The organism is Flavobacterium fructosi, from assembly GCF_042787335.1.
Classification (GTDB): domain Bacteria; phylum Bacteroidota; class Bacteroidia; order Flavobacteriales; family Flavobacteriaceae; genus Flavobacterium; species Flavobacterium fructosi.
Genome location: NZ_JBHZQA010000009.1, coordinates 138,248 through 154,302, shown reverse-complemented (window position 1 = coordinate 154,302; position 16,055 = coordinate 138,248). Strand labels below are relative to the sequence as shown.

At 34.7% G+C, this 16,055-nt stretch carries 16 protein-coding genes; 8 read left to right on the top strand and 8 right to left on the bottom strand.

The window, feature by feature from the left end:
- Nucleotides 1-132 precede the first annotated feature (132 nt).
- Together ACFX5D_RS13615 and ACFX5D_RS13610 are read right to left on the bottom strand one after the other, a co-directional pair.
- Nucleotides 133-483, bottom strand: a complete 351-nt coding sequence (locus tag ACFX5D_RS13615; protein ID WP_379858755.1) for a tetratricopeptide repeat protein — start codon at nt 481-483, stop codon at nt 133-135.
- Nucleotides 467-970: an ankyrin repeat domain-containing protein gene (locus tag ACFX5D_RS13610; protein WP_379858754.1), complete on the bottom strand. Its 504-nt coding sequence runs from the start codon at nt 968-970 to the stop codon at nt 467-469. Before ACFX5D_RS13610 ends, ACFX5D_RS13615 begins: the two co-directional genes overlap by 17 nt.
- A 238-nt stretch (nt 971-1,208) precedes the next feature.
- Between ACFX5D_RS13610 and ACFX5D_RS13605 the strand changes: the two genes are divergently transcribed.
- Complete coding sequence (locus ACFX5D_RS13605) at nt 1,209-1,487, top strand: hypothetical protein (RefSeq protein WP_379858753.1); 279 nt, start codon at nt 1,209-1,211, stop codon at nt 1,485-1,487.
- 94 nt (nt 1,488-1,581) lie between these two features.
- Here ACFX5D_RS13605 and ACFX5D_RS13600 read toward each other — a convergent pair whose 3' ends face one another.
- Nucleotides 1,582-1,869, bottom strand: a complete 288-nt coding sequence (locus ACFX5D_RS13600) for a hypothetical protein (RefSeq protein WP_379858752.1) — start codon at nt 1,867-1,869, stop codon at nt 1,582-1,584.
- A gap of 414 nt (nt 1,870-2,283) precedes the next feature.
- Here ACFX5D_RS13600 and ACFX5D_RS13595 point away from each other — a divergent pair, with 414 nt between their 5' ends.
- Nucleotides 2,284-3,690, top strand: coding sequence for an APC family permease (locus ACFX5D_RS13595; RefSeq protein ID WP_379858751.1), 1,407 nt, complete (start codon nt 2,284-2,286; stop codon nt 3,688-3,690).
- Between the two features lie 136 nt (nt 3,691-3,826).
- Here the strand turns inward: ACFX5D_RS13595 and ald are convergent, their stop codons facing one another.
- Complete coding sequence (gene ald, locus ACFX5D_RS13590) at nt 3,827-4,957, bottom strand: alanine dehydrogenase (protein ID WP_379858750.1); 1,131 nt, start codon at nt 4,955-4,957, stop codon at nt 3,827-3,829.
- Between the two features lie 201 nt (nt 4,958-5,158).
- Between ald and ACFX5D_RS13585 the strand changes: the two genes are divergently transcribed.
- Complete coding sequence (locus ACFX5D_RS13585; RefSeq protein ID WP_073211776.1) at nt 5,159-5,617, top strand: Lrp/AsnC family transcriptional regulator; 459 nt, start codon at nt 5,159-5,161, stop codon at nt 5,615-5,617.
- Between the two features lie 130 nt (nt 5,618-5,747).
- Here ACFX5D_RS13585 and ACFX5D_RS13580 read toward each other — a convergent pair whose 3' ends face one another.
- Both ACFX5D_RS13580 and ACFX5D_RS13575 read right to left on the bottom strand, forming a co-directional pair.
- A complete protein-coding gene (locus ACFX5D_RS13580) occupies nt 5,748-7,196 on the bottom strand; it encodes a glyceraldehyde-3-phosphate dehydrogenase (RefSeq protein ID WP_379858749.1) in 1,449 nt (482 codons plus the stop codon).
- Nucleotides 7,197-7,354: 158 nt separating this feature from the next.
- Entirely contained in the window at nt 7,355-8,755 is a 1,401-nt protein-coding gene (locus ACFX5D_RS13575) for a trypsin-like peptidase domain-containing protein (protein WP_379858748.1), read from the bottom strand.
- A 135-nt stretch (nt 8,756-8,890) separates the two neighbouring features.
- On the opposite strand from ACFX5D_RS13575, the gene dapF reads away from it, so the two are divergent.
- From dapF to ACFX5D_RS13550, 5 genes are all read left to right on the top strand, one after another.
- Nucleotides 8,891-9,673, top strand: a complete 783-nt coding sequence (dapF, locus tag ACFX5D_RS13570) for a diaminopimelate epimerase (RefSeq protein WP_379858747.1) — start codon at nt 8,891-8,893, stop codon at nt 9,671-9,673.
- A gap of 1 nt (nt 9,674) precedes the next feature.
- Nucleotides 9,675-10,226, top strand: a complete 552-nt coding sequence (locus ACFX5D_RS13565) for a GNAT family N-acetyltransferase (protein ID WP_379858746.1) — start codon at nt 9,675-9,677, stop codon at nt 10,224-10,226.
- 21 nt (nt 10,227-10,247) lie between these two features.
- Nucleotides 10,248-11,288, top strand: a complete 1,041-nt coding sequence (mltG, locus tag ACFX5D_RS13560; RefSeq protein WP_379858745.1) for an endolytic transglycosylase MltG — start codon at nt 10,248-10,250, stop codon at nt 11,286-11,288.
- A 26-nt stretch (nt 11,289-11,314) separates the two neighbouring features.
- Nucleotides 11,315-12,211: a DUF2279 domain-containing protein gene (locus ACFX5D_RS13555; RefSeq protein WP_379858744.1), complete on the top strand. Its 897-nt coding sequence runs from the start codon at nt 11,315-11,317 to the stop codon at nt 12,209-12,211.
- Between the two features lie 97 nt (nt 12,212-12,308).
- Nucleotides 12,309-12,950, top strand: coding sequence for a peptidoglycan-binding protein LysM (locus tag ACFX5D_RS13550; protein ID WP_379852092.1), 642 nt, complete (start codon nt 12,309-12,311; stop codon nt 12,948-12,950).
- 52 nt (nt 12,951-13,002) lie between these two features.
- On the opposite strand, the gene ACFX5D_RS13545 is transcribed toward ACFX5D_RS13550, so the two are convergent.
- Nucleotides 13,003-13,536, bottom strand: coding sequence for a hypothetical protein (locus ACFX5D_RS13545; RefSeq protein WP_379858743.1), 534 nt, complete (start codon nt 13,534-13,536; stop codon nt 13,003-13,005).
- 346 nt (nt 13,537-13,882) lie between these two features.
- Complete coding sequence (gene scpA, locus ACFX5D_RS13540; protein WP_379858742.1) at nt 13,883-16,021, bottom strand: methylmalonyl-CoA mutase; 2,139 nt, start codon at nt 16,019-16,021, stop codon at nt 13,883-13,885.
- Nucleotides 16,022-16,055 lie beyond the last annotated feature (34 nt).

Genomic DNA, 16,055 nt, shown 5'->3' with positions numbered 1-16,055 from the left:
CTTGAAAATACCTCTACAATCTTTACGATAACTCCATAGTGTTGACGGCAGGTACTCGGTTCCGTTCAACACGGGCTTCATTGTTCGTGCTGCGCACACAACGAAACCCTAGCTGTTGGCAGATGGTTGCTTTTATTTCTTAAAGTTACAATATTCATCAAGTCCGTTTAAATCTGATACATTATATCCTAATTCAATTGCTTTTTTAATGTCTGAACAACCTCCAAGTTTGTCTTCGTTTTTTAATAATGTTTTACTTAATCCTCTCATAAAATAAATGGTAGAAATATCTTTAGGATTTAATTCGATTACTTTTGAAAAGTCTAATATCGCATTTTCAAAATCTTGCATTGCATAAAAAGTTCCTCCACGTTTTGTATAAATTGCTATCTGATTTTCATTAAAATTTAGTGCATAAGTATATAATTCAATCGCTTTCTTATAATTTTTTCCTTCTATACTTAATTTATCTAGCTTTTTCAATTAGATCATTTAACTTACTATTCTTTTTTTTATTTTTCAATTTATTTTCGATTAGTAAAATCAAATCTTTATTGTTACTTTCTTTAGCAGCTGTAAGTACTGAATTTCCCTGTTCGTCATTCGCATTAATATCTGCTCCGTTATCTAACAATAAATTTACAATTTTTAAATTTCCCTTTGAACAAGCATACATTAAAGCACTTGTATTGAAACCATCTTTCCAATTAATGTCAGCTTTGTTTTCAATTAATTTTTTTGTGATTTCAAAATTATTATTGTTGATGGCTGTAATTAAAAGATTAATTTTTACCCAAGATTTTTCTTCTCTATAATTTACGTCTGCGTTTTGTTTTATCAATTCTTCTACATTTGTTAAATTATTTTCTTTTACAGCTTTATATAATTGCTCGTCTTTGTTCTGTCCGAACGTAACTAAAGAATTTATGATAATTAGTACTGATATAATTTTACTTTTTAAATATTTCATTTTCAATTTTTTATAAGGTTTTCTTGCAATCTCTGCCAACGTTCTGCTACTAGGCGATGTAGCGGGGTTAAAATTTACTAATCTTTCAGTTTTGCCTAAATCCTGAAAGTACAAAATATTCATTAAATTAAGCCAAAATCTAGCTATAGCGTTTAGTAGCTGTTATATGATGGCTTTTTGTTTATTGTAAAGTTATTAATTTATTTCCTACTTTTGGTTTTCACTTAAACTTTTAATTATGACACAGGATAAAGATATTTTAGAAAATCTAGAGTTTTTAGATAAAATTTTAAATTTTCTTATACACGATTGTAGATCGTATTCTTGTAGTTTTAGTGTTATCTATAAGCATATGTTTAACGAGAAGCTAACAGAGAGTAATAAACAAAATTCCATTGGGTATTTTACTTTAATTTCTAAATTTAATCCTATTCCACCAGATGTGGATGATTCAGAGCCTTTTTTATTATCTAACAATACAGAAGCACAAGGTGAAAAATTAGTTGAAGCTTGTTAGTATTTAGCTAAACACAATTTTATCAGATTAGATGCTCAATTTGATATTAAACTAACTTTTGAAGGTATCTTAAAGTTCAACGATAATTTTGCGTCTAACTACCAAAGAAAACTATCTGACCATTCTGAAAGAATGATTTCAATTGCTGACACTCAATTGATTCAGAATGGTCAGATAGTGGAGGCGAACAAGCGGATTGCAAAGCTGACGTTTTGGATAATGGTTGGTGCAATAGTTGCAGCGTCCTTTCAAATTGTTGAGCTTCTAAAAGATCTTTTTCTTTATTTTTATAATTGTCAATAATTCTATACACTACTGCTGAAATTATTATTATAGCTATTAGTAGTAAATCAATTACATTTATAATTTGTCCAATAAGCATTTTTACATAGTTTTTTCGCTTCTACTTTAGCTGTCGATTACGATAAGCTATCATATAACTTGTATATACTCGCTACAAAATAGCGTATATACACCCAAAAATGGGTAGATTGTCGCTATTGAATTGCGGTTTTCTTTCCAAATATAATAAATTTTTCTTACAAATTTTTTTAAAAGGGATAAATGCTGTAGTTATTTCGGTGCGCGTGAGGGATGGTAGCGGCATCCTTTATTTTCTTTTTTAAGAAAATAAAGATACAGCGAACAGCCCGACCCAAAGTGGCGAGGAGGAACGACGAAGCAATCTGCCGGGACACGCCCTAAAAAAGAAATCTAATGGTCATTTTCGGCTCCATTTTCTGAAATTTCCAAAAAAAGTATATCTTTAGCCAACTAAAAACCAAAAACCCAATAGATGGAAGACCAAAAACCAGAAGATTTTAAAAGAGAATTAGGATTACTCGACGGAACCATGCTTGTGGTTGGGTCTATGATAGGTTCCGGGATATTTATTGTAAGCTCCGATATGGTTCGGCAGTTGGGTTCAGCCGGTTGGTTGATTGCCATGTGGGTGCTTACTGGCGTCATTACTGTGATTGCTGCCGTGAGTTACGGTGAATTGAGCGCGATGTTTCCTAAAGCCGGAGGGCAATATGTGTATATCAAGGAAGCGTACGGGAAACTGGTGGGTTTTCTATACGGTTGGAGTTTCTTTGCGGTGATTCAAACCGGGACAATTGCTGCCGTGGGTGTGGCTTTTGCTAAATTTGCCGCCTATTTATACGCGCCTTTAAGCGATAAAAATATTTTGTATCAGATTGGCGATTTCAAACTCAATGCCGCTCAAATTGTTTCTATTATTACCATTATTTTATTGAGTTATATCAATAGCCGTGGGGTGAAAAATTCTAAGATCTTACAAACGGTTCTTACTGTAATCAAAATTCTGTCGTTGGCAGGTTTGATTATCTTTGGTTTCATGGCTGCAAAAGCGGAAGTTTGGGATGCAAACTGGACTAATGCCTGGGCTTCACAATCTATGGATGTGGCTACGGGTTCTTGGATGCCAATAAGCGGAACAACATTGATATCAGCAATTTCGGCAGCTTTAGTGGGTTCATTGTTCTCGAGTGTAGCTTGGGAAGGGGTGACCTTTATTGCAGGCGAAATTAAAAATCCAAAACGCAATGTGGGATTGAGTTTGTTCTTAGGAACTTTAATCGTTAGTGTTATTTATATTTTGGCTAATGTGATGTATTTGGCTGTTGTGCCTTTGCAAGGTATTGCCACGGCCGAGTCTGATCGCGTGGCGGTTGTCGCTTCACAAGTTATCTTTGGATCTATTGGGACTTTGATTATTGCTGTGATGATTATGATTTCGACTTTTGCCTGTAACAACGGATTGATTATGGCCGGTGCCAGAGTGTATTATACAATGGCTCAAGATGGTGTTTTCTTCAAGAAAGCAGCTGAATTGAATAAGGCGAGTGTTCCGGCATGGTCTATTTGGGCGCAGTGTATCTGGGCTTCGGCTTTGTGTTTGACAGGGAAATATGGTGATTTATTGGATTTTGTGGTCATCATCGTTTTGATATTTTATATTTTGACTATCTTAGGAATATTTATTCTTCGCAAGAAAATGCCGGATGCTGAAAGACCGTATAAAGCTTTTGGATACCCATTTTTACCGGGACTCTATATTGTTATTGCAAGTGCCATTTGCCTGGCTTTATTATATACTAAAACAAGCACAAGTGGTTGGGGTGTTCTGATTATGCTAATTGGAATTCCGATTTATTACTTGACCAAAGCGAAAGAGTAGTTTTGAGTGATCAGTTACAGTTTCCGGATTTAAAATTCTGAATGGTTAATAAAAAAATCCGTCTCGTTTAATAACGGGACGGATTTAATATTTATAGTAACAAGTCTGACCTTGTTTATTTATTGTTTCGAATTAATTAAGCGGTAGCTAAATCATTCAATACAGATTCTACTTCGTTGAAAGGCAACCCCCAAGCGTCAGCAACTCCTCTGTAAACGATTTTACCGTTAGCTACGTTTAATCCTTTTTTCAATTCTTCGCTGTCGTTACATGCTTTTTTCCATCCTTTGTTTGCTAATTGCAATGCATAAGGTAAAGTAGCATTAGTCAACGCTAAAGTAGAAGTATAAGGAACTGCACCTGGCATATTCGCAACACAATAGTGAACGATATCATCAATGATGAATGTTGGATCTTCGTGAGTTGTAGGCGTACAAGTTTCGATACATCCACCTTGATCAACCGCTACGTCAACTACGACAGTTCCCGGAGCCATTAATTTCAACATATCACGAGTGATTAAATGTGGCGCTTTTGCACCTGGAATCAATACTGCACCAATAACTAAATCAGCTGTAGCAATTGCTTCACGGATATTATAGTGGTTTGACATTACAGTTGTCACATTAGCAGGCATCACATCAGATAAGTAACGCAAACGCGCTAAACTTACATCCATAATGGTTACTTGTGCTCCAAAACCAGCCGCCATTTTTGCCGCTTGTGTTCCTACGATTCCACCACCTAAAACTAAAACTTTAGCAGGAGGAACTCCCGGAACTCCACCTAAAAGGATTCCTTTTCCTTTCAATGGTTTCTCTAAATATTTAGCACCTTCCTGAATTGACATACGTCCCGCCACTTCTGACATTGGTACCAATAAAGGCAAACTACGGTCTGCTTTTTCAACAGTTTCGTAAGCTAAACATACTGCTCCGCGCTCAATCATAGCATGAGTTAATGGCTCAGAAGAAGCAAAGTGAAAATACGTAAACAATAATTGGTCTTTTTTGATCAAAGGATATTCAGAAGCGATAGGCTCTTTTACCTTAATGATCATTTCAGCAATGCTGTAAACGTCTTCAATTGTTGGTAACAATACTGCTCCAGCCTCAACATAAGCTTTATCGCTAAAACCACTGTTTTCACCAGCAGTTGCCTGAACGTAAACAATGTGTCCTTGTTTTTTGAATTCAGCAACACCTGCAGGTGTAAGTGCTACACGATTTTCATTATTTTTGATTTCTTTTGGGATTCCGATTATCATATGTTTGAGTATAATTGATTTAGAGACTATTTCTACAACAAAAATAATGCATAAAGAAAATATTAGTGCTCCTGATATTAAATTAAGATAATATTCATTTTTTTTGGTATTTTTACAGTAAATTTTTCTAAATATTATTTTTTTATCTTTCTAAAAAGAAAAAAAATCTGAATATTCACCTTTAAAATATTAAAATAGATCATGATTTTAGACGCAACCGACAAAAAAATCTTACGTCTTCTGCAGGAAGATGCACATATGACCTTAAAAGATATTGCCAACAAAATAAATCTGTCGCTTACGCCGGTCCATGATCGGGTGAAACGACTTGAAAAAGAGGGAATTATCGAAAAATATGTATCTGTTTTGAACAAGAAAAAATTAGGGATAAACCTTACTGTTTATTGTCAGGTTACACTAATTAAACAGAATTATGATATCTCGGAAGGATTTAATCAATCGATATTAAATTTCCCTGAAGTGGTCGAATGTAATTTCGTGTCAGGAAGTTTTGATTATATGCTTAAAATAGTACTGCCGGACATGGAAAGTTACCATCATTTTCATCAAAAAAAATTATCGATTTTGCCGGAGGTTTCTTTAATAAACACTTTTTTTGTGATTTCAGAAGTGAAAAGCACGACCGTTTTGCCAATTTAGAGTTTCCATATCTAATTGTGAAATTTCAATCTTTTTCAAAACAAAAAAATTCGCCAAGTTCTTGCAAACGAGACGAATTTTAATCTAAAAAAAACTAAAAAAAAATTAAAAAGGCATTATAAATTAACTGCTAGTAATACGTAAAACGTCTTACTTTAGCAATATATTTTGCCAGTCTAATGACTTGATGGCTATAGCCATATTCGTTGTCATACCAAATGTACAAAACGATATTCTTTCCATCTTTGGAAACGATTGTTGCGTTACTGTCATAAATTGAAGGTGCTGATGTACCTACAATATCCGAAGAAACCAACTCGTTATTTAAGGAGTATTTTATTTGTTCTACTAATTCGCCTTCTAATGCATATTTTTTCATAATAGCATTGATTTCCTCAACTGAAGTATGTCTTGATACTTCAAGATTCAAAACAACAAGTGATCCGTTAGGAACTGGAACACGAATCGCATTAGATGTTAATTTTCCTTCTAAAGATGGTAATGCTTTTGCAACAGCACTTCCGGCTCCCGTTTCAGTAATTACCATATTTAGCGCAGCAGCTCTACCACGGCGGTACTTGTTGTGCATGTTATCGACTAAATTTTGGTCGTTTGTATAGGCATGAATCGTTTCTAAATGTCCTTTTACTACGCCCAAAGTGTCTACTACCGCTTTAAGAATTGGCGTAATGGCATTAGTCGTACATGATGCTGCCGAAAAGATATTTATTTCATCTGGATTGTATTCATTTTGGTTTACACCGTGAACGATATTTGGCACCCCTTTTCCTGGAGCGGTAAGCAATACTTTTTCAACTCCTTTAGAGACTAAATGTCTGCTTAATGTTTCATGAGTGGTGAAAGCACCAGTATTGTCAATAACTAAAGCGTTATCAATTTCATAAAGTGTGTAGTCAATTTCTTCAGGTGAATTTGCTGTAATGACGTGAACGGTTGTGCCGTTGATGATTAAGGCATTATTTTCAGGATCAGCAGTTACTGAACCTTGAAAATCACCGTGAATAGAGTCGTAGCGCAATAAAGAAGCTCTTTTCTCCAGACTTGTAGCGTCATTTTTATCTCTGGTTACAATGGCTCTCAATCGCAATTGATTTCCTTTTCCAGTTTTTGACATTAATTCGCGAGCCAATAAACGTCCAATTCTACCAAAGCCATAAAGAATTACATCTTTAGGTTGAATTTCTTCAAATGATTTGGCTTCTTTTAATTTGTCAATTACAAAATGTCTTGCATCTGGATATTTTTCGTCTTCTAAACGGTATTCATAAGTAAGTTTACCAATATCCAATTTGGAAGGTGGTAAATCTAATTCCGATATCACTCTAGCAATTTCAACCGAATCGAAAACGGTAATTGGTTTTCCCACAAATTCACCTGCATATTGATGCAAGTTGATGATCTCATTTACATTTTTGTCTAATAATTGATTTTTAAACAAAACCATTTCTATGGATTTGTCGTACCATAAATCACTTATAATTTTGATTAATTCGACTCCGGCACGTCGTCTGTCGATTTGAAATGAAACTTCTTTTTGGTACAAAGTTGTGTTATTCATAGTTGAAAATTTGTAAAAATTAAGTAGTTATTTTTTTAAATTTGGTGCAAAAATACCTATTTCAATCGATTTCGTAAACTATTTTGTGACTTATTTTTGAAATAAAAAAAACCATCTTGTTTTGGCAAGATGGCTGTTAATTTTGAATGGAAAAATATTTAGATAATAATTTGTAGAATTTGTCCGTTTTTATTAATCATTTCTATTCGTACGCTTTGACTCTCCTCTTTTTTATTTAAAAGTTTAGAAACCGTCTCAACGTCCTTTGCTTTTTCATTATCAATACTTAGAATTATATTTCCTTTAAGCTCGTCTTCATATTGTCTTAAATTTTCAGTTGTTAGCGCTTTAATTTTTACTCCATAAGTCAAATTAAATTTCTTTTTATCGGTCGCATTAATATTCTCTAATTCCATTCCTTTAAACTGCGTACTGAAAAATTCATTTTTGCTTAAGATTACAGGGAGAACTTTGTTTTTTCCGTCTCTGATAAAAGTAACCTGCACCTTATCATTTGGTCTTTTTGTATTGATATAACCTGAAAGATCCGCATAGGTAGCTACATTTTGATTATCCAGTTTGATGATAATATCTCCTTTTTCAAGTCCGGATTTTTCAGCTCCTGAATTTTTAGTTATGCCATTGATATAAAAACCTTGTGTTTCTGGAACGCCTAATTGTTTTGATGCAGTTGCATTCAATTCGCCTCCTTCAACTCCCAGAATTCCTCTTTGAACATTCCCGAATTCCATAATGTCTTCAATTATTTTTCGAGCAATATTAGATGGAACCGCAAAAGAATAACCAACATAAGATCCCGTCATAGAAGAAATCATAGTGTTGATGCCTATTAATTCTCCTCGCGTATTTACCAATGCTCCACCACTGTTTCCAGGATTTACAGCAGCATCAGTTTGTATGAAGGATTGGATTCCGCTGGTGTCTAAATTTCTTGCTTTGGCCGAAACAATTCCGGCCGTAACAGTTGAAGTCAAATTATATGGATTTCCAACTGCCAGAACCCACTCCCCAACTTTAACCGAATCTGAATTGGCGAAAGCCGTGTAAGGCAATTTTTCATTGGCATCGATTTTCAATAAGGCAATGTCCATTTTTGAATCGGTTCCTATAAGTTTTGCTTTGTAAGATTGTTTATTGTTCAGCGTAATTTCAATTTCAGACGCATCTTTTATAACATGATTATTGGTTACAATATAACCGTCTTCAGAAATAATTACACCAGATCCCGTTCCTACTTGTTCCTGGGTTTCCCCCCCCTTGTATCCGTAAAAATATTCTAGCATGGGGTTGGTGACTGTTTTTCGGGATACATTTTTCACGTGAACCACAGTGTGAATCGTTTTTTCTGCAGCTTCGGTAAAATCAACATTCTCGGCTGATAATCCAACATTTTTATTATTTGAATCCGTGGCAAGTGTAACAATTTTGTTGTTGTTTTTAGAAAAATACCCATTATTGTCAAACAATAACTTGTATGCGCCTAATGTAGTGGCGCCACTCAACAATGACACTAAAAATAAGGTTAAAAATCGTTTCATATTACAATACTGTTTTAAATTAATTTAAGTAAAAATAGCGTTAAAATATTTTTTTTAAAAAGAGTTTAACGCTCTTTAACAATGATTAACATATCATTAATAGTTTGTACTTTTGTCTAATACAATTAAAATAAAATGCAAATAGAATTTTATAAATACCAAGGAACCGGAAATGATTTCGTGATGATTGATAATCGTTCAAATTTTTTTCCAAAAGAGAACATTCAACTCATTGCTCATTTATGTGACAGGCGTTTTGGGATAGGAGGTGACGGACTGATTTTATTAGAAAATGACACTAAAACTGATTTCAAAATGGTGTATTACAACTCAGATGGGAATCAAAGTTCGATGTGTGGGAATGGGGGAAGGTGTCTAGTGGCTTTCGCCAAAAAGTTGAATGTGATTCAAGATAATACCACTTTTATAGCGACAGACGGTTTGCATCACGCCTCTGTTGCTGAAAACGGAATCGTTTCTTTACAAATGATAGATGTTGTAGATGTAAAAATAACTGCTGATTATGTGTTTATGAATACCGGTTCGCCTCATCATATACAATTGGTAGAGGATTTGGAGCATTATGATGTCAAAGAAAATGGAGCGCGCATTCGTTACGGAGAATTGTATGGAAAACAAGGAAGCAATATCAATTTCGTAAAAAAAATTGATGAAACTACTTTTTCACTTCGTACTTATGAAAGAGGAGTAGAAGATGAAACCTTGGCTTGTGGAACTGGAGCAACCGCAGTAGCAATAGCGATGAATGTATTAGGCGAAACGAAAGCGAACTCGATAGACTTGAATGTTGAAGGAGGGAAGTTGGTTGTTTCTTTTGATGAAATAGAAGGGAAATTTACCAATGTTTTCTTGAAAGGACCAGCGGAGTTTGTTTTTAAAGGAACTATCGAAATATAAAATGATAACATTAAAAGGAGAGAATATTTACATTCGTGCATTAGAGCCTAATGACTTGGAATTTATTTATGCTATTGAAAACGACCAAAGCATTTGGGAAGTTAGCAATACGCACACGCCTTATAGTCGGTTTTTGGTAAAACAATATTTAGAAAATGCGCATCAGGATATTTATGAAGCCAAACAATTGCGATTGGCGATTTGTCAGGATCAGGATTTTCCGGCTCTGGGATTAATCGATTTATTTGATTTTGATCCCAAGAATAATCGTGCAGGAGTTGGGATTGTAATCCAAGGTAGTGAAAACCGCAAACAAAATATTGGTTCGGAAGCATTAGGACTGTTGATTCAGTATGCTTTTCGTCATCTTAATCTACATCAATTATATGCAAATATTGGCACCGAAAATGTAGCTAGTAATGGTCTTTTTACTAAATTTGGCTTTAAAAAAATAGGAATAAAAAAAGATTGGAATTTAGTTAACGGCGTTTATAAAGACGAAGCGATTTTTCAATTAATTAATAGTCACACGAGCGTCAGCGAATTGGCGTAGCAATTTTAAAAAATAAATATTTTGAACTTAAAAAAAATTATAACGATAATATCTGTTGTGTTAATAACAGGATTAATAGTGTACGGATTTATTTTAGTACGTCAGATTTTTTCAGACAATACAAAATTTTCGGAGAATCAAGTGTATGTTTATGTGCCCACGGATTCCAATTATGACGATGTAAAAAAAATAATTGCGCCTTATATTCAAAATATGAATCGTTTTGAATTGGTTGCTGAAAAAAGGAATTACCCGGAAAATGTAAAACCTGGACGATTTTTGCTTACAAAAGGAATGAACAGCTATAATTTAGTGAAGTCTTTGAGAAGTAATGTTCCGGTAAATCTGGCCTTTAATAATCAAGAACGATTAGAGAATTTTGCTGGCAGAGTGGGTTCGCAAATTGAAGCCGACAGCTTATCGTTACTAAAGTCTTTTAAGGATTCCATCTTTTTGAAAGAAAATGGTTTTACTGAGGAAAATGTTTTGGCGATGTTCATTCCTAATACGTATGAACTGTACTGGAACACTTCGGCTGAAAAATTCCGAGATAAAATGATTAAAGAATACCGTAATTTTTGGAACAAAGAACGAACAGCTAAAGCTGCAAAACAAGGATTAACTCCAATTGAGGCAACTGTTCTAGCTTCGATTGTACATAAAGAATCCGTAAAAAAAGACGAAAGACCCAGAATTGCAGGCGTTTATTTGAATCGTTTAAGACTGCAAATGCCTCTTCAAGCCGATCCAACAGTGATTTATGCCCTAAAAAAGAAGTCCAACGATTTTAATCAAATAATCAAAAGAGTATTCTACAACGATTTGACCATGTCTTCTCCTTACAATACCTATATGAATACCGGACTTCCTCCGGGACCTATCGCGATGCCTGATATTACCGCATTGGAAGCAGTTTTAAATCCTGAAAAGAATAATTATATCTATTTCTGTGCTAGTGTGGACCGTTTTGGATACCATGAATTTGCCGCTACTTTGGGAGAACATAATAAAAATGCCAAAAAATATTCTGATTGGATAAACAGCCAAGGCGTAAAAAGATAGTTTTGAAATATAAAAAGAGTTGGTGTTTGCTAATTTTTTTTTTAATAGGATTTCAAGCTGTTTTTAGTCAAAATAAAATCGATAGTTTCCTGAAACCATCCGATTCCTTAAATACCAAAAGACAAAATGGCGTAATCATTTCTGAAGCGGTATTGGCCTCAGGAACTTTAATTGGTTTAAATCAACTTTGGTATGCGGATTATCCAAAATCTGATTTTCATTTTATAAATGACAATTCGGAATGGCTTCAAATGGATAAAGCAGGTCATCTGTTTTCGGCCTATCATTTAGGAAGAGTAGGTGCTGAGGCCTTGAATTGGAGTGGAGCCAGCAAAGAAAAGCAGTTGGTTTACGGCGCTGGTTTAGGATTTGCCTTTCTGACCGCTGTTGAGGTTTTTGATGGATTCTCTTCGGAATGGGGGGCATCATCCGGCGATTTAATTGCCAATGCTTCGGGTACGGTTTTGTATGTTTCACAAGAATTGCTATGGAAAGAGCAACGTATAACTCCCAAATTTTCTTTTCATACCACGCAATATGCTAATCAAAGGCCAGAAGTTCTAGGAAGCTCATTTGCGGAGCAAATATTAAAGGACTATAACGGGCAAACCTATTGGCTATCTGTAAATTTATATTCCTTTTCTAAAGACTCAAAAATCCCCAAATGGTTAAATTTGGCTTTAGGTTACGGAGGCGATGGAATGATTACCGGAAATAAGGAAAATTATGACCAAAAATTAATCCCAAATCCGCAAAGATTCAGACAATTTTATTTGAGTTTTGATGCTGATTTGACTAAGATCAAAACAAATTCCCATTTTTTGAGGACAATTTTTTCCGTTTTGAATACAGTAAAAATTCCAGCTCCAACGATTGAAATAAGGCAGTTCAACGGAATTAAGTGGCACTTAATCTATTTTTAATTTTCTTTAACACATTGATTTTCAGTATTATTAAAATTGTTGTATCTTTGCATGCAGAAATTTCTTAACGGGACAGCGTTTTGAAGAAAAACAATTTATGATAAAGAAATGGTATTTTTACACTGGTTTGGGCCTTATTATCGCTTTTTTAAGCTCTGGTTTTAAACCTTTTAATTTAGAGACTACCCCATGGTTTCTAGTTGATGAACAAGATGGATCACACTACTTATTCCCATCTGAAAAACAAAATGATTACACCAATTTGAATATCCCTTTTACCGGCAATTTCTTTATTGGTTTCAAAGAAGCAATAGGCTACAGAGAATCTGAAAGCAAATACAAAAAAATCAATTCTTTAGGATATTTAGGTAAATATCAATTTGGTATAGAAACGCTAAAGTCGGTAGGAGTTCATAACAGCACCGCGTTTTTGAACAGTCCTGAAATGCAAGAAAAAGCATTTATCGCACTTCTGGCGCAAAATAAATGGGAGTTAAAAAAAGAAATTGAAAAATATTCTGGAACGTTATTGAACGGAATCTACGTCACAGAATCTGGAATTTTAGCTGCTGCGCATCTTGGCGGCCCAGGGTCAGTAAAAAAATATTTTAAAAACAAAGGCAAGCGGTTTTTCCGTGATGCTTATGGTACTTCAATCCAAAGTTATATGAAAGCATTTGGTGGATACGATACCTCATTTATAGTTGCTGATAGTAACGCAACCATTAAAAGCATATAATTTCTGATTGGATTATTGAAAATAGAAAAACCTATCGCAAGATAGGTTTTTTTTATTTTATTAATGTTGGTTTACTTGTTTTGACAATATCTCCATTCGGTTTAACTACTAATTTAATAACGTCCTTATCTTTTTTAATTTTTAAGTTATACTGTTTTTTAGTAACATCTCCTTTCTCTTGGGTATAAAGGAATTTATCATTAACAATTGTCCATCCGGGATAGGTTCTGTAAACGGAGTAAATCACCTGATTAGGAAGTCTGACATTTTTGAATTCTTCTACAACACGTATCAATTTTCCTTTGTCATCATAAGTTGCTGCCAAAGAACCATTTTTTGCTTTCATAATCACAAGATATTCTTCTGCTCCTTCGGCATCTTTTCCAAGGTCATACGCGATGAATTTTTGTTCTACAGCTTTTACTTTTTCATCTGGACTACTACTTGGTAAATAAACGGAAAAATCTTTTCCTGCTCTTTTAATGATAACTTCAGGTAATTCTTCTATTTTAATTTTTCCAGTTTCTTGCGAATAAGACGAAGTTGATATAGCCAAAAAGACTAAAATAATAGTAAATGTTTTCATAATGTTCAGTTTTAAATTAGTAATTGTTTTTAATCTTTTAAAAATATTTAATTTAATTTTTGTTTATTATTTCGTAATGAATTGTAAATCAATTTCCTGTATTTATATCACTAAACAAAAATAAAAGTGTTACTAGTAAATTTATGTTTCTTAATAAGAACTTTCAGTTAATATTTACTATAAGTTTTGTTAATATAAATTGACTTTACGTTGTTTTTTTAATAGGAAAAATGGGCAATTATTACAAGTAAATAAAAAAAGCACCAATTAATAAAATTGGTGCTTTCAAATATCATGATTGTACTTTTCTGAGATTGGGAACAAAAATAGATTATTAGAAAAAAAATTATTCCATTCCGTCTATTAAGATTTCTAATATCTTGATTGCGGCCTCGCTAATTTTAGTGCCAGGGCCAAATACGGCAACTGCGCCTGCATCAAACAAAAATTGATAATCTTGTGCAGGAATTACCCCGCCAACAACGACCATAATGTCCTCACGACCGTATTTTTTAAGCTCCTCGATTACTTGTGGAACTAACGTTTTATGTCCTGCTGCAAGAGAAGAAACCCCTAGAATATGTACATCATTTTCTATGGCTTGTTTGGCTGCTTCTGCTGGCGTTTGAAAAAGTGGGCCAATGTCCACATCAAAACCTACATCGGCATAGCCCGTAGCGACAACTTTGGCTCCACGATCGTGTCCGTCTTGCCCCATTTTTGCGATCATAATTCTTGGTCGACGGCCTTCTTTTTCAGCAAATTCATCTGCCATTTGTTTCGCTTTTTCAAAGCTTTTATCGTCTTTTATTTCTTTACTATACACGCCACTAAAGGATTTAATTTGTGCTTTATACCTTCCGAAAACGGTTTCTAATGCATCGCTGATTTCACCTAATGTGGTTCGGTTTCTTGCAGCTTCTACAGCAATTTCCAGTAAGTTACCGTCCCCAGTTTGAGCACAAAGGGTTAATTTTTTTAGAGAATTTTGTACTTTTTCAGTATCTCGACTTGCTTTAATTCGGTCTAATTGTGCCAGTTGTTGTTTGCGCACCATTTGGTTATCAACATCTAGGATTTGCAAAGGATCTTCCTTTTCTAAGCGGTATTTATTGACACCTACAATAATATCCTGGCTACTGTCTATTCTTGCTTGTTTTCTGGCAGCTGCTTCTTCGATACGTAATTTTGGAATTCCAGATTCAATGGCTTTCGTCATTCCTCCAAGTTCTTCTACTTCTTCGATTAGTTTCCAGGCGTTTTCGGCAATTTCATTCGTCAGACTTTCTACATAATAACTGCCTGCCCACGGGTCAACGGTTTTAGTAATCTTAGTTTCTTCCTGTAAAAATAGCTGTGTGTTTCTCGCGATTCTGGCAGAAAAATCGGTTGGTAAAGCAATAGCTTCATCTAAAGCGTTTGTGTGCAAAGATTGTGTTCCACCAAATGCGGCCGCTGAAGCTTCAATACATGTTCGAGCCACATTGTTAAAAGGATCTTGCTCTGTTAAACTCCATCCTGAAGTTTGACAATGGGTTCGCAATGCCAATGATTTATCATCTTTTGGGTTGAATTGTTTTACTAGTTTTGCCCAAATCATTCTACCGGCACGCATTTTGGCAATTTCCATAAAATGGTTCATCCCAATAGCCCAAAAGAAAGAAAGGCGAGGAGCGAACTCATCAATTTTCATTCCTGTGGCAAGTCCGGTTCTAATGTACTCCAATCCGTCGGCTAGCGTGTATGCTAATTCAATATCAGCAGTGGCACCGGCTTCCTGCATGTGATAACCTGATATCGAAATCGAATTGAATTTAGGCATTTTTTTGCTGGTAAATTCAAATATATCAGCAATTATTTTCATTGAAGGAGTAGGCGGATAAATATATGTATTACGCACCATGAACTCTTTCAAGATATCATTTTGTATCGTTCCTGAAAGGTTTTCCGGTTTTACACCTTGTTCTTCTGCAGCGACGATATAAAAAGCCATGATTGGTAAAACGGCACCATTCATAGTCATAGAAACTGACATTTCATCCAGAGGAATTTGGTCGAATAATACTTTCATATCCTCAACCGAGTCAATTGCAACTCCCGCTTTTCCTACATCGCCTACAACACGTTCGTGATCTGAATCATATCCGCGATGTGTAGGTAAATCAAAAGCAATTGATAATCCTTTTTGTCCTGCGGCAAGATTTCTTCTGTAAAAAGCATTACTTTCTTCAGCGGTCGAAAATCCGGCGTACTGTCTTACTGTCCATGGTCTGCGCACATACATCGTTGCGTATGGTCCACGTAAATTTGGTGCAAAACCAGCCCCAAAATCAAGATGAGGAAGATTTTCAATATCTTGTTTTGAGTAGGTTTCTTTTAAGTATATACCTTCGGCAGTAATAAATGCTTTGGAATCTACAGTTTCAATTTCCGAATTTAAATTAGATGTATCAAGGATTATATGTTGTAAGTCTTTCCTTTTCATTTTTTTTGCTAAAGTCCGAAGCGTCGGGATTATT